Source organism: Blautia glucerasea (assembly GCF_020537505.1).
In the GTDB taxonomy this organism is placed as follows: domain Bacteria; phylum Bacillota; class Clostridia; order Lachnospirales; family Lachnospiraceae; genus Blautia_A.
Genome location: NZ_JAJBMO010000001.1, coordinates 233,893 through 256,593, shown reverse-complemented (window position 1 = coordinate 256,593; position 22,701 = coordinate 233,893). Strand labels below are relative to the sequence as shown.

Annotated in this window: 17 protein-coding genes, 2 pseudogenes and 1 other annotated feature; of the genes and pseudogenes, 17 read left to right on the top strand and 2 right to left on the bottom strand. The window is 44.1% G+C overall.

Annotated elements, in window-relative coordinates:
• Positions 1–128 precede the first annotated feature (128 nt).
• Positions 129–899 (top strand): annotated as a pseudogene (locus LIQ05_RS20235) (AAA family ATPase).
• Positions 900–916: 17 nt separating this feature from the next.
• Positions 917–1,693 carry a P-loop NTPase gene (locus LIQ05_RS01065; protein WP_226817990.1) on the top strand — a complete coding sequence of 259 codons (777 nt, stop codon included), beginning with the start codon at positions 917–919 and terminating at the stop codon, positions 1,691–1,693.
• Between the two features lie 755 nt (positions 1,694–2,448).
• Here LIQ05_RS01065 and LIQ05_RS01060 read toward each other — a convergent pair.
• The gene (locus LIQ05_RS01060) at positions 2,449–2,712 is read right to left on the bottom strand and encodes a phage integrase N-terminal SAM-like domain-containing protein (RefSeq protein WP_226818056.1); all 264 of its coding nucleotides are present in this window, start codon (positions 2,710–2,712) and stop codon (positions 2,449–2,451) included.
• 286 nt (positions 2,713–2,998) lie between these two features.
• On the opposite strand from LIQ05_RS01060, the pseudogene LIQ05_RS20190 reads away from it, so the two are divergent.
• The 7 genes and pseudogenes from LIQ05_RS20190 to LIQ05_RS01025 form a co-directional block, all read left to right on the top strand.
• Positions 2,999–3,502 (top strand): annotated as a pseudogene (locus tag LIQ05_RS20190) (TIGR00730 family Rossman fold protein); the annotation flags it as partial.
• A gap of 15 nt (positions 3,503–3,517) precedes the next feature.
• On the top strand, positions 3,518–4,066 hold the full coding sequence (locus LIQ05_RS20185; RefSeq protein ID WP_226818055.1) for a hypothetical protein: 549 nt from the start codon (positions 3,518–3,520) through the stop codon (positions 4,064–4,066).
• A 242-nt stretch (positions 4,067–4,308) separates the two neighbouring features.
• Positions 4,309–4,532 (top strand) — a binding site (T-box leader).
• A gap of 74 nt (positions 4,533–4,606) precedes the next feature.
• Positions 4,607–5,629 carry a phenylalanine--tRNA ligase subunit alpha gene (gene pheS / locus LIQ05_RS01045; RefSeq protein ID WP_226817989.1) on the top strand — a complete coding sequence of 341 codons (1,023 nt, stop codon included), beginning with the start codon at positions 4,607–4,609 and terminating at the stop codon, positions 5,627–5,629.
• An 18-nt stretch (positions 5,630–5,647) separates the two neighbouring features.
• Positions 5,648–8,062 carry a phenylalanine--tRNA ligase subunit beta gene (pheT, locus tag LIQ05_RS01040; protein WP_226817988.1) on the top strand — a complete coding sequence of 805 codons (2,415 nt, stop codon included), beginning with the start codon at positions 5,648–5,650 and terminating at the stop codon, positions 8,060–8,062.
• A 161-nt stretch (positions 8,063–8,223) separates the two neighbouring features.
• Positions 8,224–8,979 (top strand): ThiF family adenylyltransferase, encoded by a 756-nt coding sequence (locus LIQ05_RS01035; RefSeq protein WP_226817987.1) that lies wholly within the window; start codon positions 8,224–8,226, stop codon positions 8,977–8,979.
• A gap of 267 nt (positions 8,980–9,246) precedes the next feature.
• Positions 9,247–10,185 carry a hypothetical protein gene (locus tag LIQ05_RS01030; protein WP_226817986.1) on the top strand — a complete coding sequence of 313 codons (939 nt, stop codon included), beginning with the start codon at positions 9,247–9,249 and terminating at the stop codon, positions 10,183–10,185.
• Positions 10,186–10,528: 343 nt separating this feature from the next.
• Complete coding sequence (locus LIQ05_RS01025; RefSeq protein WP_226817985.1) at positions 10,529–11,251, top strand: LytR/AlgR family response regulator transcription factor; 723 nt, start codon at positions 10,529–10,531, stop codon at positions 11,249–11,251.
• Positions 11,252–11,438: 187 nt separating this feature from the next.
• Here LIQ05_RS01025 and LIQ05_RS01020 read toward each other — a convergent pair whose 3' ends face one another.
• The gene (locus tag LIQ05_RS01020; protein WP_226817984.1) at positions 11,439–12,674 is read right to left on the bottom strand and encodes a nucleotide sugar dehydrogenase; all 1,236 of its coding nucleotides are present in this window, start codon (positions 12,672–12,674) and stop codon (positions 11,439–11,441) included.
• 294 nt (positions 12,675–12,968) lie between these two features.
• On the opposite strand from LIQ05_RS01020, the gene bsh reads away from it, so the two are divergent.
• The 8 genes from bsh to LIQ05_RS00980 all read left to right on the top strand — a co-directional run bounded on the left by bsh (position 12,969) and on the right by LIQ05_RS00980 (position 22,674).
• A complete protein-coding gene (bsh, locus tag LIQ05_RS01015; protein ID WP_226817983.1) occupies positions 12,969–13,943 on the top strand; it encodes a choloylglycine hydrolase in 975 nt (324 codons plus the stop codon).
• 196 nt (positions 13,944–14,139) lie between these two features.
• Positions 14,140–16,404 carry an endopeptidase La gene (gene lon / locus LIQ05_RS01010; protein WP_226817982.1) on the top strand — a complete coding sequence of 755 codons (2,265 nt, stop codon included), beginning with the start codon at positions 14,140–14,142 and terminating at the stop codon, positions 16,402–16,404.
• A gap of 189 nt (positions 16,405–16,593) precedes the next feature.
• Positions 16,594–18,234, top strand: a complete 1,641-nt coding sequence (locus tag LIQ05_RS01005) for a DUF1002 domain-containing protein (RefSeq protein WP_226817981.1) — start codon at positions 16,594–16,596, stop codon at positions 18,232–18,234.
• A gap of 362 nt (positions 18,235–18,596) precedes the next feature.
• Entirely contained in the window at positions 18,597–19,205 is a 609-nt protein-coding gene (locus tag LIQ05_RS01000) for an ECF transporter S component (protein ID WP_226817980.1), read from the top strand.
• A gap of 233 nt (positions 19,206–19,438) precedes the next feature.
• Positions 19,439–20,641 (top strand): class I SAM-dependent rRNA methyltransferase, encoded by a 1,203-nt coding sequence (locus LIQ05_RS00995; RefSeq protein WP_226817979.1) that lies wholly within the window; start codon positions 19,439–19,441, stop codon positions 20,639–20,641.
• Positions 20,642–20,761: 120 nt separating this feature from the next.
• Complete coding sequence (locus LIQ05_RS00990) at positions 20,762–21,175, top strand: hypothetical protein (RefSeq protein ID WP_226817978.1); 414 nt, start codon at positions 20,762–20,764, stop codon at positions 21,173–21,175.
• A 1-nt stretch (position 21,176) separates the two neighbouring features.
• Complete coding sequence (locus tag LIQ05_RS00985) at positions 21,177–22,031, top strand: DUF5685 family protein (RefSeq protein ID WP_226817977.1); 855 nt, start codon at positions 21,177–21,179, stop codon at positions 22,029–22,031.
• Positions 22,015–22,674 (top strand): J domain-containing protein, encoded by a 660-nt coding sequence (locus LIQ05_RS00980; protein ID WP_226817976.1) that lies wholly within the window; start codon positions 22,015–22,017, stop codon positions 22,672–22,674. The genes LIQ05_RS00985 and LIQ05_RS00980 overlap by 17 nt, the downstream gene beginning before the upstream one ends.
• The last annotated feature ends 27 nt before the right edge of the window (positions 22,675–22,701 follow it).

Sequence of the window (22,701 nt, the reverse complement as noted above, 5' to 3'; positions counted from 1 at the left end):
AGTTTTTGGGATGTGTTGAGGAACAGAACAGATTTCATAGATTGATTATTGTAATTTATATAGTGACAACTATAATGAGGCTTAAAGAAAAAGTCAACAGATTGTTCAGAATTTCAGGAGGAAAAAACATGGGACATGTAATTGCAGTATCAGGAAAAGGCGGCGTAGGAAAAACTACACTTTGTGGATTATTGATCCAGTATTTGTGTGAAAGTGGGAAATGTCCGGTTCTGGCCGTGGATGCAGATGCGAATGCCAATTTAAATGAAGTGCTTGGTGTGGAGCCGGAGATCACACTTGGAGAGCTGAGAGAAGAAATTGAGCGGGCAGGCGTAGACCCACGATATCAGATCCCATCCGGTATGACGAAGCAGGCATATCTGGAAATGCGTCTTTCTGATGCGATTGCGGAAGAAGATGATTATGATCTGATGGTAATGGGACGAACCCAGGGACAGGGCTGTTATTGCTTTGTAAATGGTCTTGTACAGACCCAGGTTCAGAAACTGCAAAGCCATTATCCATATATTGTAGTTGATAACTAAGCAGGCATGGAACATATCAGCAGGGGAATCCTGCCAATGATGGAAGTTGCGATTCTTGTAAGTGACTATTCCAGAAGAGGTGTTCAGGCAGCCGGACGTATTGCAAAGCTGATGAATGAATTAAACTTTAAACCACAGAAAACTGGATTAATCGTGAATCGTGTTCCAGATGGAAAACTGGATGCCGGAACTCTGGAAGAAATCCGAAATCAGGGACTGGAGCTGCTGGGTGTGGTGCCTCATGATAATCAGGTTTATCAGTATGACTGCGATGGAAAGCCAATTATACAGCTTCCGAAAGATTCTCCTGTAAGAAGTGCACTGGGAGAAATTGTAAAGAAGTTAGGATTGTGAGTTGGAGGATTGAAGGCATGAAGATTACAGTATGTGGAAAAGGTGGCTGTGGAAAAAGTACAGTATCAGCACTGCTTGCCAAAGAATTTGAACGAATGGGAAAGACTGTCCTTGTAGCTGATTCTGATGAATCAAATTATGGGCTGCATCGCCAACTGGGAGTAAAACTTCCAAGAGACTTTACAGAGTATTTTGGCGGTAAGGAGAAAGCTTTTAAAACAATGATGGCAGGTGAGATTTTTGATACTGTGAAGTTGTCTGCATTTGCAAAAAAGTTCAAATCGGAACCATTTACATTGAATGAGATACCTGAAGAATATATTTCACGAAACAATGGTGTGATGCTTATTTCAAGCGGAAAAATACACCAGGCAAATGAAGGCTGTGCCTGCACGATGAATAGTATTTTAAAGCAATTTATCAAACATCTGATGGTAGGAAATAATGAAATTGTATTGCTGGATATGGAAGCTGGTGTAGAGCATTTTGGACGTGGCGTAGATAATAGTGTAGATTTGATCTTAATGATCGTAGATCCTTCTTTTGAATCATTGAAGCTGACGAAAAAAATCCAACAGCTTGGGGAAAGCATTGGAAAAACTGTATTTTTTGTGTTAAATAAAGTGAACGGACAGATTTTACCAACAATGTTGGAGTCCATTGACGATCAGAGTAAGGTACTGGCAGTTATTTCAGAAGATACAGAAATTGCAAGAAAGGGACTGCTTGGAAATGAACTAATGATGGAAATTCCGGAAATTCATACGCTTGCGAGGAAAATTTTGAAACAATAAATGAGAGAAAGTAATAAGAAATGAAAATAGCCGTAACAGGAAAAGATGGTGTAGGAAAGACTAATCTGACAAGAAAATCCTTTGAATATTACTTGAAAGAATATTTTCTCCAACAATTTTCCGCTGGCTTTTTCGGCAGAAGATATTGCATATGTAGGTGATATTGTTATAGATTATATGAAAAAAGTATGGGAGCAGGTGAAAAAATGAGTTTTTTTTCAGGATGTCAGGATGCACGAAATATGATTTCAATCGTAGAAATTAAGTGCCCAAAATGCGGTGCTGATATAGAAGTGTTTGTTCGGGACGGGAAAACGGTTGGAGACAGTGTTTGTGATCAATGTGGTTATACAATAAAAGAGAATCAGAATATTTAGATATGATTTATAACATTGTATCTACTTGAAGTGTAGAAACTCTAATGACATGCCACAAGAATGTTATTTATAAAATAATAACTGCAGTCATCCAGCGGCAAACCAGACCGTTATCCATTGAAAAATCCTGATTTGCTGGATCATCCATAAAATCTTCAAATAGCACGAACATATATTCGATTTAAGAAAATGCGGATATTTTTAAATTGTTTGTGTCAATTTACAATCAATTTCTATTCAATGTGGTTTTCCGGCAGGTTCCTGAAATACAAAATGTAAATCAGACTGTCGCTTTTTGGTGAAATTATTCGGCTGCGTTATCTTTTACTTCTGCAAGCTAAAGGGCATATTTATTTTTACGCTTAAATACAATATAATTTAAGCACAAAAGCAAATATTAAGGATAAGGAGGACAACTATGTCAACATCAGATATTTTGGAATCGCTAATTGAAAAAGACAAGTGATTGTGAGCTTCAGGAGACCTTCCTTCCAGACGTTTGGCAGTAAGAAAACTTTCTGCATCGTCAAGTGTAAGATCAGAAACATTTTTTCCAATCCAACGAAGGAAGTAGCTGACATCAGAGCAATACAGTTGAATAGTTCTTTCACGCAGGTTACGTTTTTCCGCTTCATTGCGGATAGATACATAATAAAACCTCCAGAATAAGTAGTGTTAATAATTACATCTACCTATTCGGAGGTGCATTAGCGTCATAATTCCGATTGCGGAAAAGACTGGAAAATGTTATTCTTATCATAGGCAGTGGAGCTTTCTTAGTTCAGTTGTTTCGTGTGGTAACTTAACAATAACGGATTATGGAAAGTAACTCCACTGTTATTTTAATAAAAATAAAACTGCGCCACAGCCTTGGCAGGCCATCGCGCAGCGATTTTGTTCAATCGGGAGTTGTGGAGGAAATTTTTTTATGAATATTACAGTTTATCTTGGTGCAAACGAAGGAAATGACCCATGCTTACGAAATGCAGTTGAGGAATTGGGAATATGGATTGGAAACAGCGGAAACGCACTAATCTATGGTGGCTCCAAATCTGGACTGATGGGTGCAATTGCGGAAAGTGTTTTGAAAGCTGGAGGCAAAGTAACAGGTGTAGAGCCAAATTTTTTTATCGAAAACGAATTTCAGCATGACGGGTTAACCAAGCTAATCGTGACCAAGGATATGGCAGAGCGAAAAAAGAAAATGATTGAGTTGGGGGAAGCCTTTATTGCCTTCCCAGGTGGCACTGGAACATTGGAGGAAATTACAGAAGTAATGTCGAAGGTGTCTTTGAAACATCTGGATGCACCATGTATTCTCTATAATCTGAATGGTTACTACAATGATTTGAAAGCACTTCTGAATCATATGGTTGAAAAAGGACTGTCTTCCAACGAGCGGCAAGAGGGAATCTATTTTGCTGAAAATCTGGATGATATAAAACGAATCCTGAAACTTAATCGTTTTGTAGGAATGATGACAGGACATTTTGATAACAAGGAGCAGTTTGATATGATGCAGAAGGCTGGAAAAATATATCCTTATGCAGAACATGTAAATACCATATGTAATGATAAAATAAAAAATATACCTAAGGACTTTAATGGCAAATTTGTTGTTGAAGAAAGTTATTATGAAACCAATGGAAAACGTCATGCATCACCGCATCTTTTCCTTATTACAGAAACTGAGGACGGAATTCTTCTTTCCTCATATGAAATTCCGGCAGGAGAAGATAAGAATACATTTTCATATAATTCTATGAAGAAAGTTGATTATACTGAACTGAAAAAATCTGAAAAGTTTACACCGGCACTTTACCATGAAAGGAATGGAATCTGGGAAGGAGGTAGTACAAGCCAGTTTTCTCCTGTAATGATATTTAAGCTTTGGGAAAAGTTTTCCGATAGCTGCCTGGAAGTATCGGAAAGCATGGAGGTTAATGGAAAGAGAACTTTTGGATATGATGAACCAATTATTTATAAGCGGGTATAAACAGGGAGAAGAGCCGTCTGAGCTGTTGCAGTAGCAAATATTTTTTTGCACTTTCTGGTAAACACCATTTCCATGGCGTCCGTTAGTTGCTTCTTCAAAGACTTCCAGGAAAATGGCAGGTACAAAGTTTCCACCCCCGGAGCATCTCATCTGCAAACTCTTCATCAATCAGAGCGGCCTTCCTCCCCTGCCCACCACAGACTTGACAAATCCGGCAGTTTGTGCTATCATTCACCAATATGTAAAATGCATTGATAGAGACAGTACAGAAGAACATCTGGTATAACAGAGAGAAGGTTCATCGGCTGAAAGGCCTTCCGAAGGAATCTTTTGGAAATTCACTCTTGAGCAGCCTGTGCGAAAGGAAATCTAGTAGTGCAGGACGGGGAGTCCCGTTATAGGCGTTAGAGTGCCGCAATTATGCGGAATCTGGGTGGTACCACGGAGAGTCAGCTTCGTCCCAATTGGGATGGGGCTTTTTTTAATCCCTTTTCCCATACTGATAGACATATAATGATACCCGAAAGAATGAGGTGGACTATGGAAGAAAAGATCAAGGCTTTGAAAGAGCAGATGGAAGCTGCTCTCGGCCATGTGGAGTCCAAGGAACAGCTTGGTGATTTCTGGCAGAACTTCCTTGGAAAGAAAGGCAGTATTGCGAACCTGATGAAAGGTCTTGGAAGCGTTCCGAAGGAGGAACGTCCGAACGTTGGTAAGACGATCAACGAGTTTAAGAATCAGGTAGAAACACGTTACCAGGAAATGAAAAATAAGATGGATGAATTAGAGCTTGCAGCCCGCAACAAGAGTGAGCAGGTCGATATCACTATGCCTGCAAAGGTGCGTCCGGCAGGAGGTCTTCATCCGCTTACTGTAACAGAGAACGAGATGATCGATGTCTTCGCAGGAATGGGCTTTGAGATCTTTGACGGCCCTGAGATCGAGGATGACGACCACAATTTTACAAGATTAAATGTAGCAAAGAACCATCCGGCAAGAGATATGCAGGATACCTTTTATGTAGCGGAGGATATCTTACTTCGTACCCATACAAGCCCGGGACAGATCCGTGTTATGGATGCAAAGAATCCGCCAATTAAGATGCTGGCACCGGGACGTGTATTCCGTTCTGACAGTGATGCCACACATTCCCCGATGTTCCATCAGATGGAAGGTCTTGTTGTGGATAAGAAGATTACACTCTGTGACCTTCAGGGTATGCTGGAAAAGTTTGTCCAGGCAATTTTTGGAAGCGATGTTAAGACACGTCTTCGTCCAAGCTATTTCCCGTTCACAGAACCAAGTGTTGAGGTGGATGTAAGCTGCTTCGAGTGCGGCGGAAAAGGCTGCCCGCTCTGCAAACATACTGGCTGGATCGAGGTTCTCGGCGGCGGTATCGTACACCATAAGGTACTGGAGAACTGCGGCATTGATCCCAATGAGTATTCTGGTCTTGCTTTCGGTATCGGTATCGAGCGTATCGCCATGTTAAAATACGGTATTAACAATATCAACCTGCTTTATGAGAATGATCTTCGTTTCCTGAAGCAGTTTAAAGGCTAATAAGGGAGGGAGAAGATCATGAAAGTACCATTTAGTTGGCTGAAAGAATATGTTGACATTGATGTGACAGCCCAGGAGTTAAGCGATAAGCTTTTCAGCTGTGGGTTTGAGGTAGAGGAACTGATCGACCTCTCCGCTGAGATCGACCGTGTTGTTGTGGGGGTTGTAAAAGAATGCACACCGGTAGAAGGAACACACCTTTTCAACTGTAAAGTAGATTGCGGCGAGTACGGAAACGATATCCAGATCGTAACAGGCGCGCCGAACGTATACGCTGGCATGCACACACCAGCAGCCCTTGACAATTCTTCCCTTCCAGGAGGAATCAGGATCAAGGCAAAACCTATGCGCGGCATTGAATCTAACGGTATGCTTTGCTCAGGCGAAGAACTTGGCTTAAACGATGACCTGTATCCAGGTGCTGAAGTTTACGGCCTTTTAGACCTTCCGAAAGACACCGTTCCAGGAACTGATATTGCAAAAGTTGTTGGCTTAGACGATTACATTTTCGACATTTCTGTAACAGCAAACCGTGCGGACTGCCAGTCTGTGTTAGGTATCGCAAGAGAGGTTGCTGCTGTTCTTGACAAGCCGCTTAAGATGCCGGCTCTCGATTACAAACAGAGCGATTATAAATATGAAAACCTTGATATCAAAGTAGAGGCACAGGATCTCTGCCCGCGTTACTTAGGCCATGGCGTCAGAAACATCACTCCGGGCCAGTCCCCGAGATGGATGCGCCGTCAGTTGGCTCTTTGCGGACTTCGAAGCATCAGCAGCGTGGTCGATATCACAAACTATGTTATGCTGGAGATCGGACAGCCGATGCATGCGTTTGATATGAGTACCTTAGAGAGCTCCCAGATCATTGTCCGCCGCGCAAAGAATGAGGAGATGATCCAGACTCTTGACGGAAAAGAGTTTAAATTAAACGAGAATAACCTTGTAATCTGTGATGGCAGCAAGCCTGTAGCCCTTGCTGGTATTATGGGAGGCATGAACAGCGAGATCACAGAGAACACAACACAGCTTCTTTTCGAGTCTGCGAAATTCATGCGTGATAACATCCGTAAGACTGCAAGAAGTCTGGGACAGAATACAGATGCGTCCAGCCATTATGAGAAAGGTATCGCGGAGTACACGGTAGAAATTGGTATGGCGCGTGCCCTTCATTTGATCGAAGAGCTTGGATGCGGTGAAATCACAGCAAGTGCATTTGATGTGAGCGCAGGTGCACCACGAGAAGGAAAGAAATTTACTGCAACACTTAGTGGAATTAACAAGATCCTCGGTATCGAGGTTCCAGCAGAGAACGTTCTTGACATTCTCCGCAGACTTTGCTTCGAAGTGGAGCGTGATGGCGATGTTCTTACAGTTACAGCACCGCGTTACCGTGAAGACATCGAAGTAGGAGAGCCGGATCTTGCTGAGGAAGTGATCCGCGAGTATGGCTACGAGCACATTGTTCCTACCTTCTTAAAGAATTCGGCAGTTACAAACGGTGGATTAAACCCAACACAGAAGAGAAGAACAAAATTAAAACAGGTGATGGTATCCCAGGGATATTTTGAGGTTTCTACACTTGCATTCTATTCCGATGCTGACCTTGACGCCCTCCATATTGCAGAGGATGCAAAAGAGCGTAACGTGATCCGTCTGTTAAACCCGATCACCACAAATCTTTCTATCATGCGTACAACACTGGCTCCGTCCATGTTAAATACCGTTGTTGAGAACGTGAAGAAAGGCAACACAGCAGGACGTTTCTTTGAGTATGCAAACGTATATTATCCGAAGGCACTCCCGCTTACAGAGCTCCCGAATGAGATCCCACATGTTGGCTTTGCAGCCTTTGGCGAGGGAGAGGATTTCTTCACACTGAAGGGAACCATGGAAGAACTTGCAGCTTCCTTTGGTGTAAGCTTCGATTATGAGAGAGCAGAAGATGTTCCGTATCTCCATCCGGGAATTTCTGCATATGTGGTCTGCGACGGCGAGCGTGTAGGTTCCTTCGGTAAGCTTGCAAACAGCATCGCTGGTGAGTTAAAGCTTCCGAAAGACAGCAAGGCAAATAACCAGATCTATCTTGGTGAGGTTGACTTTGCAGCACTTTCCGCACACATGCCGGAAGGTCTGCGCTATAAACCGATTTCCGAGTACGATATTGTGACCCGTGATCTTGCTGTGGTTGTTGATGAGAAGGTAAGCTGCGGCAGCCTGACCAACGAGATCAAGAAGGCGTGCAAGCAGGTAGGTGACGTAGAGCTCTTCGATATCTACCGCAGCGAGCAGCTGGGCAAAGGAAAGAAGAGTATGGCATTCAAGATTTCCTTCATACCGGATGACAAGGCTCTTGAGCCGAAGGATATTGAGAGATTCGTAAAGAAGATCCTTGGAAATCTGAAATTTAAGCTTGGTGCGGATATTCGATAGGCATTCAAAATTAAATAAATGTTGAAAAAGCCTGGGACGGATAAACTTCCCGGGCTTTTTATGTGAAAATAGAACAGGCGGCAGTTTGGACAGGCTGTGTATGTAGATATCATATGATCTGAAAATCTGTTGACTGTCTCTGATTGAGGAGAGAAAATTTTATGTTAAATCAGTTTTCAAGAACCCAGCTCCTTCTTGGAGAAGAGGGGATGAAGAAGCTTGCCGGTGCCAGAGTAGCAGTATTTGGAATTGGCGGTGTTGGCGGATATGTGTGTGAGGCCCTGGTGCGAAGCGGGGTAGGTGCTTTTGACCTGATCGATGATGACAAGGTCTGCCTTACCAATCTGAACCGACAGATCATTGCAACCCGAAAAACAGTGGGAAAATATAAGACCGATGTGATGAAAGAGCGTATGCTGGAAATCAATCCGGACGTGAAGGTGGAAACACATAAATGCTTTTTTTTGCCAGAAAATGCAGATGATTTCCCATTCGAGGAATATGACTATATTGTAGATGCTGTCGATACTGTTACGGCCAAAATTTCTCTGGTCATGAAAGCAAAGGAGAAAGGGGTTCCCATCATCAGTTCCATGGGTGCAGGCAATAAGCTGGATGCAAGCCAGTTCAAGGTGGCAGACATTTACAAGACAAAGGTATGCCCTCTTGCCAAGGTTATGCGCCGGGAACTGAAGAAGCGCGGTGTGCGCAAGCTGAAAGTAGTTTATTCTGAGGAAATCCCCACAAGACCAATTGAGGATATGTCCATCAGCTGCAGAACTCACTGTATCTGTCCGCCAGGGGCAAAGCATAAGTGCACAGAACGTCGCGATATCCCAGGCAGTGTGGCGTTTGTACCTTCTGTAGTGGGGCTGATCATAGCTGGAGAAGTTGTGAAGGATCTTTGCAAAGCCTGAAAGAAAGCCTTAAAAGAAAAAACTCATAACAGAGAATTGTAAAAGACGCTGTATATGAAGTAAATCGCAGCTAAAATTGAACTAATTTTGTATGTGAATTTAGAATTGTTTAAGAAATTCATCACAATTTTCTCACAATTGAAACACAATCCCATCACAATTTAAGATTATATTAATAACCGTTTTAGAGGTGATGGAAAAAGATTTCCAATATGCCTCATAAAAATGCCAGATAGGTGTTTAATATTTGAAAGGATGTGTGTTTCAATGAAACGTAAATATGCAGCAATCGTATTAAGTATGGCAATGGTTTTATCACCAGTAGGTGTGCTCGCAGCTGATAATACTGCAGAGGCGACAGAGACAGAGGCCGCTGCTGCTGACGATGAAGAGGAGACAGAAGTTTCAGAATACATAATCGGTCAGGTAACCAAAGTTTCCGATACTTCTATTGAGGTAAAAACAGGTGAAGTTCTGAAAGAGGCAAGTGAAGATAAGACAGAAGAAAATAAAGATGGGGAGAAGGAAGCTGAGGAGAAATCTGAGAGCATGTCTCTGCAGCTGAAGGATGAAACCCAGTCTTATGATATAAGCGAGGATACGCCACTGTATTCTGCAACTGGACATAACAAGCTTGAGGTTCTGGAAGCTGCCAAAGAAGCAGATGATGCTGCAGCTGCAGATGAGAGTACCGATGATGCCGAAGCCACAGATGCGACAACAGATGATGCAGAGGCAGCAGACGAGAAAACAGATGATGCCGAAGCTACAGATGGGGCAACCGATGATGCCGAAGCAGCAGACGAGAAAACGGATGATGCAGAAGCTACAGACGAGAATGCGGATGACGCTGCAGCAGATGAAACAACAGAAGATACAGATGCCGCAGCTGCTGAGGATGAAAAAGCAGATGATGTCTATACAATGGTAGTTGGTGAAGATGCTCAGATTTCTACGATCAAGGCAGCTGACATCAAGGAAGGCGATGTTATCATCCTGAAACTTGATAAAGACGGAAAAGTTGAGTCAGCAACTGTTCTTGCAGAGGATAGCAAGGATGCAGAAGAAGGTCAGACCGATTCAGAAGCAGAAGCTTCTGATGCAGGTGATGCTTCCGACACAGAGTCTAAAGATAGTACAGCAGAGGAGACAACAGATTCCACTTCTGATGATACAGCAGCTGAGTCTGAAGATTCTGCCAACTAAAAATTCATGACCATTCAGCATTCCTGGAGAGTCATAATATAAAATAGAACAGCCGCAGCAGGCAAAATCCACGAAAAAATGGACCTGCTGCGGTATTTTTTATATTTCAGATAGTTAATCCTTACTTGACGAGTGCTTTTTTTAGTGCTATATTTTTATCAGAAAACTATTATAGATGTATGGAAATTTCAAAAGTATGAAGGGAAAAGTTGGGAAAGGCTCTGCAGAAGCTTCAAAAATTGAGGATTATGCTCGAAAACGTGACGATTATGCAGATTTTTCCAAAAGATGGAATTTTCTGTTATAATAAAAAAGTAAAGTACAAGGAGGCTTTGGGAGAGCTTTGGTAAACAAAATTGCCATATGTGATGACGTGGAAGTTGAGCGGTTTGTGCTGAAGCGTCAGTTAATGGTGTACTTTCAGAAAAATGGTGGGGAGGCCCAGATCCAGGAGTATGAGTCTGGAGAGAGCCTCCTTGCAGACATCGAAGACGGCTATCTATGGCCGGACTTGATTTTTCTTGATATTTATATGGGAGCGCTGAACGGAATGGACACCGCCAGGAAGCTGCGGGAGCTGGGAGTAAAGGCGCCGATCGTATTTCTGACTGCTTCGCCTGATTTTGCTCTGGAGAGCTATGAGGTGGAGGCATCTGGTTATCTGTTGAAGCCTGCGGAGGAAGAGCAGACGACTGCACTTTTGCATAGACTGCTGAAGCCGGAGCTTCGCAAACGTATTTCTGTGAAATGCCGAAGACAGTACCGTTATCCATTTGTGGATGAAATTTTATATCTGGAAAGTGATCGCCATACGGTAACCTTACATATGCTGGACGGTTCGGAGATTGAGACCACGGAGAAGCTGGGGGATCTGGAGAAACAGATAGATGACCCTCGTTTTTGTCGTTGTCATCAAAGTTATCTGGTAAACATGGAGCACATTACAGATGTGCAGGAGGATTTTATTCTTCGAAATGGAGCCCAGGTTCCCATCAGGGTAAGAGGACGTAAGGATGTACTGGATAGCTATAATGACTATTTTAAAAAACAGTCCGCAGAGGGCTGAGAGATTCGCTGCAATATAAGTCGGATAGAGAACTGGATAAAGTAAAAATTAAGATCCCCCCTAAGCGGATAAGGAATTCTGCTTAAGGGGGATTGTTTGTGCAACAGGCGGGCCAAAGTCCATGTTTGCATGAAATCTTGGCGATTGATGCAATCATATATATTGGGAAATTCAAAACATAGCTGCCTTAATCCCGGGCAAACAAATCCCTTGTATACACCTTCTCCTTCACATCATCCAGAACCCGGTCATACCGGTTTGCCAGAATGCACTGGCTTTTTTCTTTAAATTCCTTCAGATCATTTACCACCTTGCTTCCGAAAAAGGTAGAGCCGTTTTCCAAAGTAGGCTCATAGATAATAACAGTGGCTCCTTTTGCCTTGATCCGCTTCATAACCCCCTGGATGCTGCTCTGACGGAAGTTGTCAGAATTGCTTTTCATGGTCAGCCGGTAGACGCCGATCACCACCTCTTTTTCCATGGCAGACTGGTACAGATTGTCCTCATTATAGCTGTAATAGCCAGTTCTCTGAAGCACCTGGTCTGCAATAAAATCCTTGCGGGTGCGGTTGCTCTCCACAATGGCGGACATCATATTCTGTGGGACATCATCATAGTTAGCGAGCAGCTGCTTGGTGTCTTTGGGCAGACAATAGCCGCCATATCCGAAAGAGGGATTGTTGTAATGGGTTCCGATCCTGGGATCCAGACACACGCCGTTTATAATATCACGGGTGTTCAGCCCCTTCATTTCTGCATAAGTATCCAACTCATTAAAATAAGAAACGCGAAGGGCCAGATAGGTGTTGGCAAAAAGCTTTACCGCTTCCGCTTCTGTGAAGCCCATAAATAAGGTATCAATGTTTTCCTTCAAAGCGCCCTCTTTTAGAAGATCAGCGAAAGTATGGGCAGCTTCGGCAGTCTTCTCATCGCAGGAAACAATGATCCTGCTGGGATAAAGATTGTCATAAAGCGCCTTGGATTCCCGGAGAAATTCCGGGCTGAAAATAATATTAGGGTTATGGAATTTCTGGCGTACAGATTTGGTATATCCAACGGGAATTGTGGATTTGATCACAATAACGGCAGAAGGATTTACCTTTGTAACCAGGTCAATGACTGCTTCCACGGAGGAAGTGTCGAAATAATTTTTCCGGCTGTCATAGTTGGTGGGAGTCGCCACGATTACAAAGTCAGCCGACTGATAGGCAGATGCGCCATCTGTGGTGGCAGTAAGGTCCAGCTCTTTTTCTGCCAGATATTTTTCAATATATTCGTCCTGGATGGTGGATTTGCGTTTGTTGATCAGAGCAACCTTCTCTGGAATTATGTCAACCGCAGTAACATGGTTATGCTGTGCAAGAAGAACAGAAAGGGAAAGCCCGACATAGCCAGTACCAGCGACTGCAATGGATTTATTCATAGGAACGTCCTTTCTTAAAAAAGTCTAAAATTATGAAAAAACAGTTTAAAATCGAAAATTATGTGTTACAATATATCCCACTAATTGAGAAAATAATAAAAATATTTGTCGCATATAGTTTTATCAATCATAACATGACGAGCGGCAAATTGCAATGCAGCCTGTTCGATGATTCAGGATGATCCGAGGAACGGTTTGCTAGTCACGGAGTGAACAGTAACGGGGATGGAAGGGGCTGGCCATTGTGAAGCGCAATTGCACAAAGGGCGAAAATAAGTGTAGGAGGAACCGATTATGTGTACAGCAGCAACCTATAAAACAAAGGATTTCTATTTTGGAAGAACACTGGATTATGAGATTTCTTATGGAGACCAGGTGGTGGTCACTCCCAGAAACTATGTGTTTGACCTGCGTCAGGGCGGTCGGCTGAAAAGTCACTATGCCATGATCGGAATGGCTTGTGTGATGCAGGATTACCCATTATATTATGATGCAGTCAATGAGAAGGGGCTTGGAATTGCCGGCCTTAATTTTGTTGGAAATGCCCATTACAAAAAGCCAGTGGAGGGAAAGGACAACATCACCCAGTTTGAGCTGATCCCCTGGATCCTTGGAAAGTGTGCAACTGTAAAAGAAGCGCGCAGGCTTCTTGCCAGAATGAACCTGATCGACACTCCATTTCTGGAAAATCTGCCAGTGGCCCAGCTGCACTGGATCATTGCAGATAAAGAAGAGTGCATCACCCTGGAATCTGTAGAAGAAGGCTTGAAGATTTATGAAAATCCGGTTGGTGTCCTTACCAACAATCCACCGTTTCAGTACCAGATGTTCAATCTGAACAATTATATGCACCTTGCTGTGGAAAACAGGGAGAATACGTTTTCAAAAGATCTGGACCTGAACCAGTATAGCCGTGGAATGGGAGGCCTGGGCCTTCCGGGAGATCTTTCTTCCCAGTCCAGATTTGTGAGAGTGGCTTTTGTGAAAATGAATTCTCTGTCTGGGAATTCTGAGGAAGAAAGCGTAAGCCAGTTTTTCCACATCCTTGGCAGCGTGGATCAGCAAAGAGGCTGCTGCAAGCTGGGAGAAGACAAGTATGAGATTACCCTGTATACCTCCTGCTGCAATGCAGATAAGGGAATCTACTATTACAATACCTACGACAATCATCAGATCAGTGCAGTAGATATGCACAAAACGAATCTGGACGGGGAAAACCTTTCCACTTTTGCGCTGGTAAAAGGGGAGCAGATTTATATGCAAAACTAAGGGAATGGCTGCTGCGATAACCAGCAAAATTTGCAGAGCGTGTTTTAGTTCGCTTTTTTATTGCAAAATCTAAATTTAGTGTTATAATGAACTATCATAGAATCTGATGGCGAATTCATATGAGTTCGCCATTTTCTATAAAATAACTCTGGCACTCATAATAAACGAGTGCTGATAATACAAGGAGGAAACATGTATGATCACAATACCAGTTTATGAACTTCTTCTTTTACCGGAAGTTACATTTTTCTTTAAAAAAGATATGTTTCCGGAAGGCAGGATCAAAGAACAGAATATAGGAGAAGAAATTCTCTTTGTTTTACAGAAAAAAGAGATGGCTCCAGAGGAAATTTCCATGGAAAATATTTTTCCAGTGGGAGTAATGGGAACCATTGAGAGCATAGATGAGGAAGGCAGCGTCAAGGTTACGACGAAAGGCAGGGTACAGGTAACGGCTGTAGAATATGTGGATGGAGTCGTGCAGGCAGAAGCCGTTGACCTTCCGGATATTCAGGACATTTCCCCGGAGGAAGAGAAGGCGAAGTTTGATAAGATCAAGAAAGAACTGATGGATTTTGCCAAAGGTTTCCAGTGGGGTGTCTGGGTACGGAGCATGATCTATCACTGGAAAAGCTATCCGGAGGCTGTCAGTGCCCTGGCTGGTTATATGAGCCTTTCCTGGGAAGAAAAATACCACATGATCGAGGTGGATTCCAGAAAAGAGCGTATGCGTCTGATGGAAGAGGCTGTCTATGAGCTGATGGAGATTTTCCGCGTCAGCGAGGAAGCAGAGACGGCCCAGAAGAATTCCAACGAAAAGGTTTACCGGGAGTCTGCCATCAAGAAGCAGATCGAATTTCTTCAGCAGCAGCTGGACGAAATGCATCCGGAGAATATTTCCGATGTGCGCCGTTTCCAGAAGAAGATCCAGGAATCTGGCATGAATGAGGAAGCCCGCAAGGAAGCGGAGAAGGTTCTGAACCGTATGAAACAGGAGGGAAAGGACAGCCACGAATATGGTATGCTGTACGATTATCTGGACTTTGCTACCAGTCTTTCCTGGAAAACAGAGGAACCTGCAGCCATTGATCTGAATGAGGCAGAAGAAATCCTGGACGAAGACCACTATGGTCTGAAAAAAGTAAAAGAGAGGATCATCCAGCAGCTTGCTGTGATGGCTCTTAATAAGAAGCAGTCCGGTTCCATCCTTTTGTTTGTAGGTGCCCCAGGTACCGGCAAGACCAGCATCGGACAGAGCATTGCCCGGGCGCTTCACCGCAAATATGTGCGGATCAGTCTTGGGGGAATCCGTGATGAAGCGGAGATCCGCGGACATAGAAGAACCTACATAGGTGCTATGCCTGGACGGATCATGGAAGGCATGAAACGAAGCGGCGCAGCCAACCCGGTTATGGTGCTGGATGAGGTTGACAAGCTTGCCAAGGATTACGGCGGTGATCCGGCCAGTGCCCTTCTGGAGGTGCTGGATCCGGAACAGAACGGAAGCTTTACGGATCATTACATGAATGTCCCTTATGATCTTTCCAATGTATTGTTTGTGTGCACCGCAAACTCTACAGATACCATTCCGGAGCCGCTTCTGAACCGTATGGAAGTGATCCAGTTCCCAGGCTACACAGCAGTGGAAAAATTCCAGATCGCCAGACGCCATCTTTTGCCCAAAGCTATGAAGAGCATGGGAATTAAGGCGCAGAATCTGAAAGTAACAGATGAAGCGATCCGCCGGATCATCGAGGAATATACTGCGGAGGCTGGAGTGCGCGGCTTGAAGAAGCAGATGGATGTGCTTTGCCGTTACGCAGCTGTGAAGCTGGTAAAGGGAGAACAGAAGAGCATTACCGTAAGCGGGAAGCGTGTGCCGGAATTCCTTGGACACGGAATCCATCACGAGAAAATCCTGGAAAATCCAGCTCCTGGTGTAGTGACTGGCCTTGCCTGGACAAGTGCAGGGGGCGAGATCCTTTTTATCGAGACCTCTTTTACAAAGGGAGATGGAAAAGTAATTATTACCGGACAGCTGGGAGACGTGATGAAGGAATCTGCCCAGATTGCCATTACCCTTGTAAAGTCCCTTTATCCGGACTTTGCGGATAAGTTTAAAGAAAATGACCTTCATATCCATGTTCCGGCCGGGGCTGTTCCTAAGGACGGACCATCAGCAGGTATTACACTGGTAACGGCTTTGTCTTCCCTAGTAACAGGTAAGCCTGCGCCATCTGAAATCGCCATGACAGGAGAAGTATCCCTTCGGGGCGGTGTTATGCCGATCGGTGGGCTTCCAGAGAAACTGATGGCTGCCCAGCGGGCTGGTGTAAAACATGTGTTTATACCTTATGAAAATGTGGATGACCTGGAGGATGTGGCAGAGGAAGTGAAAGAGAAACTGGAAATCATACCTGTGAAGACGGTTCAGGAGGTTTTGGACAAAGTACTGAAATAGTGGATGGTAATCTGGAATATGCGATAAAGTACCGATTGTCAAAGGACAAACATATTTTCGAAAAGTGGACCAAAACGATAATTAAAATTACAAATTTCAGAAAAAGTATGCTATAATGTATTTACCAATTGAGAAGATTTGCAAGCACAGATCTGAGTATAATCCAGACAGAAAGTTGGAGGAAATGTTATGAAGAAAGGTAAATTATTTGCTACGCTGCTTTGCAGCGCATCCATGGTTATGGGAAGCATGGTTCCGACAATTCCGGTGATGGCAGATGCCATGAAGGTTGTCACACTTGGAGCAGATCTTTCCGAGGATCAGAAGAACACCATGCTGAGATATTTTAAGGTTGATTCCAGCCAGGCACAGATCATCTACGTTACCAATCAGGATGAGAGAGATCATTTAAGTGCATACGTTCCGCTGGAGCAGATCGGTACCAGAACAGTCAGCTGCGCATATGTGAAGCCGACCACTTCCGGCGGCATCAAGGTCCGTACTGCGAACCTGAACTGGGTTACCTGCAATATGATCGCAAGTTCCCTTTCCACCTCTGGTGTGACCAACTGTGAGGTTGTAGCTGCCTGCCCGTTTGAGGTATCTGGTACAGGGGCTCTTACTGGTATCCAGATGGCTTATGAGACAGCCAGCGGTGAGAAGCTTGATGAGACGAAGAAGGAGCTTGCTACTGAGGAGATGGTAGTGACTGGTAATCTTGCTGACTCTGTAGGACAGAATGATGCCACCACCGTTATCAACCAGGCGAAGATGCAGGTTATTGCAGACAATATCCAGAATGCAGACGATATCTACAACATTGTCGTAAATATCTCCAATAATAATAATGTCTCTCTTTCTGATGATGAGATCAATACCATTGTGAACCTGCTGAAGCAGATCGCAGAGCAGAATTATGATTATTCTGAAATGCAGGAGACTCTGGAGCGTGTAAATGACAACGTAACAGGCCAGGCTGACGAGAGCGATGATTCTTCTGACGAGGAAGATACGGACAGCATTGTGGACAATGTAGATCAGGGTGCACTTGGCGACAATGTGATCGAGAGCTCCACAGAGGATCCGGGACTGGCAGAGGAGACAGGAGCAGACAGCTCTGATGATGAGCAGTGGGAAGAGTTCCCTACAGAGGATGGAACTGAGGATACAGAAGATGCAAGCACAGATGATACTGCAGAAGACGGCAGTGAAGAGAATACAGATGGAGACATCAGTGAAGTTGGCGGTGGTTCCGATACCACAGATGAGATCACAGACGTATCCCAGCTGGCTACAGACTTCTTAAGTGAGGATGCCAAGGCAAAATTCGACCAGGCGAAGACCTTCTGCAAGGGCGAGTACGAAGGGGACGAGGATGCTCTTTATGAGGCAATGGGAGCAGATGCTGCATCTACCGTTACATTGGATTCCGATACTGCGAATAAGCTTTCCATCAAGGTTCTTCAGAAATATCTTGGAATCCTTGGCAATGGAGCTGTTTCTTACGAGACAGATGGCACAGAGCAGTATGTGACTCCAGAGCTGAACATGCTGGATAAAGAGCTGAAGAAGCTTTTCGGCATTGATGTGATCGATGACGGCGCAACCTCCGAGGATATTGATGTTCTTGGTACTGCGGTTCCTTCTGAAGATAAAGAGACCTTATATAAAGATACCATGAAGTTCTTCGAGAAGCTGTATGGAGAAGTTACGGATACTTACGACGGCGCAGATGCTTCCGAGGATGTAACAATTGACGACAGCGCAGCAGATGAGGTTGGCGAGGACTCTTACGATGAGGCGATTGCTGAGGAGGATTACGAAGAATAATCTCAGGGATGCTGTAAATACAGGAACGATAAAAACGGTGAAAATGCTGAATCACTAAGAGAATCAGCAAATAAGTGAATTCCTGGTTGTTGCTTACAAATTTAAAAAGATAAGGGACAGAAATGAATCTATATTAAAAGATTTGTTTCTGTCCCTTTTTTGTAACGATCCAGCAGGTGCGATTTCGCAAAGAGTGTAACTGTGAGGATAGTGAACCCGCTGCTCCTTTTGCGCAGGTAGCACGTTAAACTGACCCTGTAAAAAACTTCAAAACTGTCCATTGAAGACATGTCAGTATATGGGTAAGATAAACGTTGATTAAAGGGAACCTTATTAAAGTTCCGGGAAAGAGAGAGAAACATATGAACAAACAGAATTCTACCGTTATGAAACTTGCGGAGACTGCACTTCTTGCAGCACTTTGCTACGTATCCTTCACATTTTTACAGATTAAGATTCCGGTACCGGGTGGAGATGCCACTTCCCTTCACATTGGAAATACCTTCTGCGTACTTGGTGCACTTCTTCTGGGCGGCTGGTACGGCGGTCTTGCAGGTTCCATTGGAATGACCATCGCAGACCTTATGGATCCGGTTTACATTACAGGAGCACCGAAAACATTCGTTTTGAAGCTTTGCATTGGCCTTATTACCGGTCTTGTAGCCCACAAGATTGCCAAGATCAATGAGACCAACGATAAGAAATACGTATTTAAATGGAGCCTGATCGCTTCCATCGCAGGTCTTGCATTTAACGTGATCGCAGATCCTATCGTTGGCTACTTCTACAAACAATACATTCTTGGACAGCCTCAGGAGGTTGCTAGCATTCTTGCAAAATTAAGCGCTGGTGCTACTTTTGTAAATGCAATCGTATCAACCATTCTGGTTGTGATCATTTACAATGCAGTCCGCCCGGCTTTAATTAAGGCAAACCTGATCGACGTACATGTTGCAGCAAATGCGAAATAAAGTGTAAAGAATTGAAAACTCTGGAATGTTTGAATGCATTCCGGAGCTTTTTTCGTTATAAATGGAAAAGAGACTTTATTTTAGGATGGGAAAGCCTATCTGCGGGCGTTTTATAAAATTTTAAGATTCATGAAATTTCTGTGACTTTTCCCCAGAACCCCTGGAAACACTGGTAAAACCAGGGATTGTGTGCTACAATACTATCTAAATCGCAAAAGCAAAGGAGAAGTGCTATGAGTCTGGCAGTAGTAACCCTGAAAAAGGGAGAAGGACGCCTTTTAAAATCCGGCGGAATGTGGATTTTTGATAATGAAGTGGCTTCTATTATGGGAAGCTTTGTAAATGGAGATATTGTACTGGTTCATGATTTTGATGGATATCCTCTGGGAAGAGGATTTATCAATACCAATTCCAAGATTTTGGTGCGTCTTCTTTCCAGAGATGAGAATACCATAATTGACGAGGGCTTTTTCGAGAAAAGAATTCGGGATGCATGGGAGTACCGTAAGAAGGTGACAGACACCTCCAGCTGCCGTGTGATCTTCGGAGAGGCAGATTTCCTGCCTGGATTTATTGTAGATAAGTTTTCTGATGTGCTGGTGGTACAGTCCCTTGCACTGGGGATTGACCGTTATAAAGAAATGTTGGTAGAACTTTTAAAAAAAGTTCTGGCAGAAGATGGGATTCAGATCCGCGGCGTGTACGAGCGAAGTGATGTGAAGGTCCGCAAGCAGGAGGGAATGGAGCCGTACAAGGGCTTTATCGGAGAAGAATTTCCTACCCTGGTTGAAATTGTGGAAAATGGAGTGAAGTACCAGGTTGATGTAAAAGATGGCCAGAAGACCGGATTTTTCCTGGATCAGAAATATAACCGTCTGGCTATCCAGAAGCTTTGCAAGAACGCCAGAGTTCTGGACTGCTTTACCCATACCGGATCTTTTGCCTTAAATGCAGGATATGCAGGAGCGAAAGAAGTGACAGGTGTGGATGCTTCACAGCTTGCAGTAGACCAGGCCACAGCCAATGCAGCCTTAAACGGACTTTCTGACTCAGTGAAATTTATCTGTGAGGATGTATTTGACCTTCTTCCAGAACTGGAAGAGAAGGGGGAGAAATACGACGTGGCAATTCTGGATCCCCCAGCGTTTACCAAGTCAAGAAGCTCCATCAAGAATGCGGTAAAGGGTTACCGTGAGATCAACTTACGTGCCATGAAGCTGGTAAAGGACGGCGGCTTTCTTGCCACCTGCTCCTGTTCACATTTTATGGACTATGAGCTTTTTACCCAGACCATTGGACAGGCTGCCAAGAATGTGCACAAGCGCCTCCGTCAGGTGGAATACCGCACCCAGGCACCGGATCATCCGATCCTGTGGTCAGCAGATGAGTCGTATTACTTGAAATTCTATATTTTCCAGGTTTGCAGCGACAGATAGGAAGCTGCCAGATGGTCATGGTTCGTTGTACAGGGTTAGGAATAGGGAGAAGTATATAGCGTTTCAAAAATCAGCCGCTTGCCTGTCAGCAGGTGAGCGCCAAAGAAAGAAGGCATTCTATTGAGAGAAAAATTTATGAGGTTTATGCAGGGACGTAATGGAGTGGATCAGTTTTCCAGATTTACTATGGGAGTGGCACTGGTTGCTATTGTGCTGACTCTGTTTACCGGAACCAGAAGTGGAATTGGAGCTTTCCTGGATCTGTTTGGTATGGTAGCAATTGTGTATACTTATTTCAGAATCTTTTCCAAAAATATTTCCAAGCGTTATCAGGAAAATCAGAAATATCTGCAGGCAACGGACAAATTAAGAGCCCGTTTCCAGAAAGAAAAGCGGATGATGAGCCAGCGCAAGGATTATCATATTTACAGCTGCCCGGGCTGCGGCCAGAAGATCCGTATTCCAAGAGGCGGTTTTAAGAAAGTGGAGATCGAATGTCCAAAGTGTCACACAAAATTTATAAAGAGGCGCTGATATGTTTGGATATATTGTGATGAACAAGCCGGAGACCAAGATGAAGGATTTTGACATGTACAGATCCTTTTATTGCGGTCTTTGCAGGGAATTGCGGGAAAAATACGGGATTTCCGGCCAGATTACACTGAGTTATGACATGACCTTTGTGATCATGCTACTTTCCGGGCTTTATGAGCCGAAGACCTATAAAGGAACAACCAGATGTGTGCTTCATCCGGTGAGAAAGCAGCCAGTGCGGAAGAATGTGATGACAGAGTACTGTGCAGACATGAACATTCTTCTTACTTATTATAAATGTCTGGATGACTGGAATGACGACCGAAAATATGTGAAGCTTGGCTATGCAAAGCTTCTGGAGGGGAAAAATAACCGTCTGTTAAAGCTTTATCCGGATAAGGCGAAGCGGATCGTGGAGCTTCTGGATGAGCTTTCCGCTTTGGAAAAAGAGGGAGAGACAGACATTGACAGAATGTCCGGAATTTTCGGGCATATTATGGAGGAGATCCTTGCCTACAGGCAGGATGAGTGGGAGAGAAGCCTTCGAAGAATAGGCTTTTATCTTGGAAAATTCATTTATCTTCTGGACGCATATGATGATGTGGAAGAGGATGTGAAAAATAAAGATTACAATCCTTTCGCAAAAAAATATACAATGGAAGGGTTTGAGGGGGAAGTACGCCAGATCCTCATGATGATGATGGCGGAAACCTGCAGAGAATTCGAGAAGCTTCCTATTATAAAATATGGGGATATTCTTCGGAACATTTTATATTCCGGTGTGTGGTGCCGCTTTGAGGAAGTGAGCAGGAAGCGCAGGGAAGAACGGGAGAAAGAACATGTTGGATCCATATAGCGTACTGGGAGTTTCCAGAAATGCGACAGATGAAGAAATTAAAAAGGCGTACAGAAAGCTGAGCCGGAAGTATCATCCGGACGCCAATATCAATAATCCGAACAAGAACCAGGCAGAAGAGAAGTTTAAAGAAGTGCAGCAGGCATACGAACAGATCATGAAAGAACGGGAGTATGGAAGCAGCGGCGGAGCTTCTGGTGGATACGGCGGTTATGGATATGGCGGCTTCGGAGGTTTCGGAGGACAGCAGCGCCAGAGTACCTACGAGGATGAAGAGAGCGTCCGCAGACGTGCGGCGGCAAATTTTGTCCAGAGCGGACATTATCAGGAGGCTATGAATGTGCTGAATTCCCTTTACCAGAAGAATGGAGAGTGGTATTACATTTCTTCCATGGCCAATATGGGAATGGGAAATAATGTAAAAGCCCTTGAGCATATCCGGGAAGCTGTGCGGTTGGAGCCGAATAACCAGCAGTATCGTATGCTTCTGAACCGGATGGAAGGCGGCGGAAGCTGGTATGAAACCCAGCAGGGGCCATTTGGCGGAATGCCAGTGGCTGGGGATGATATGTGCCTGAAGCTGTGTCTGGCAAATGCCCTTTGTGGAATGTGCTGCCCGGGAAGCGGCGTGCTGTGCTGCTAATTTTCTACAAAAAGCAATTGACAAGAA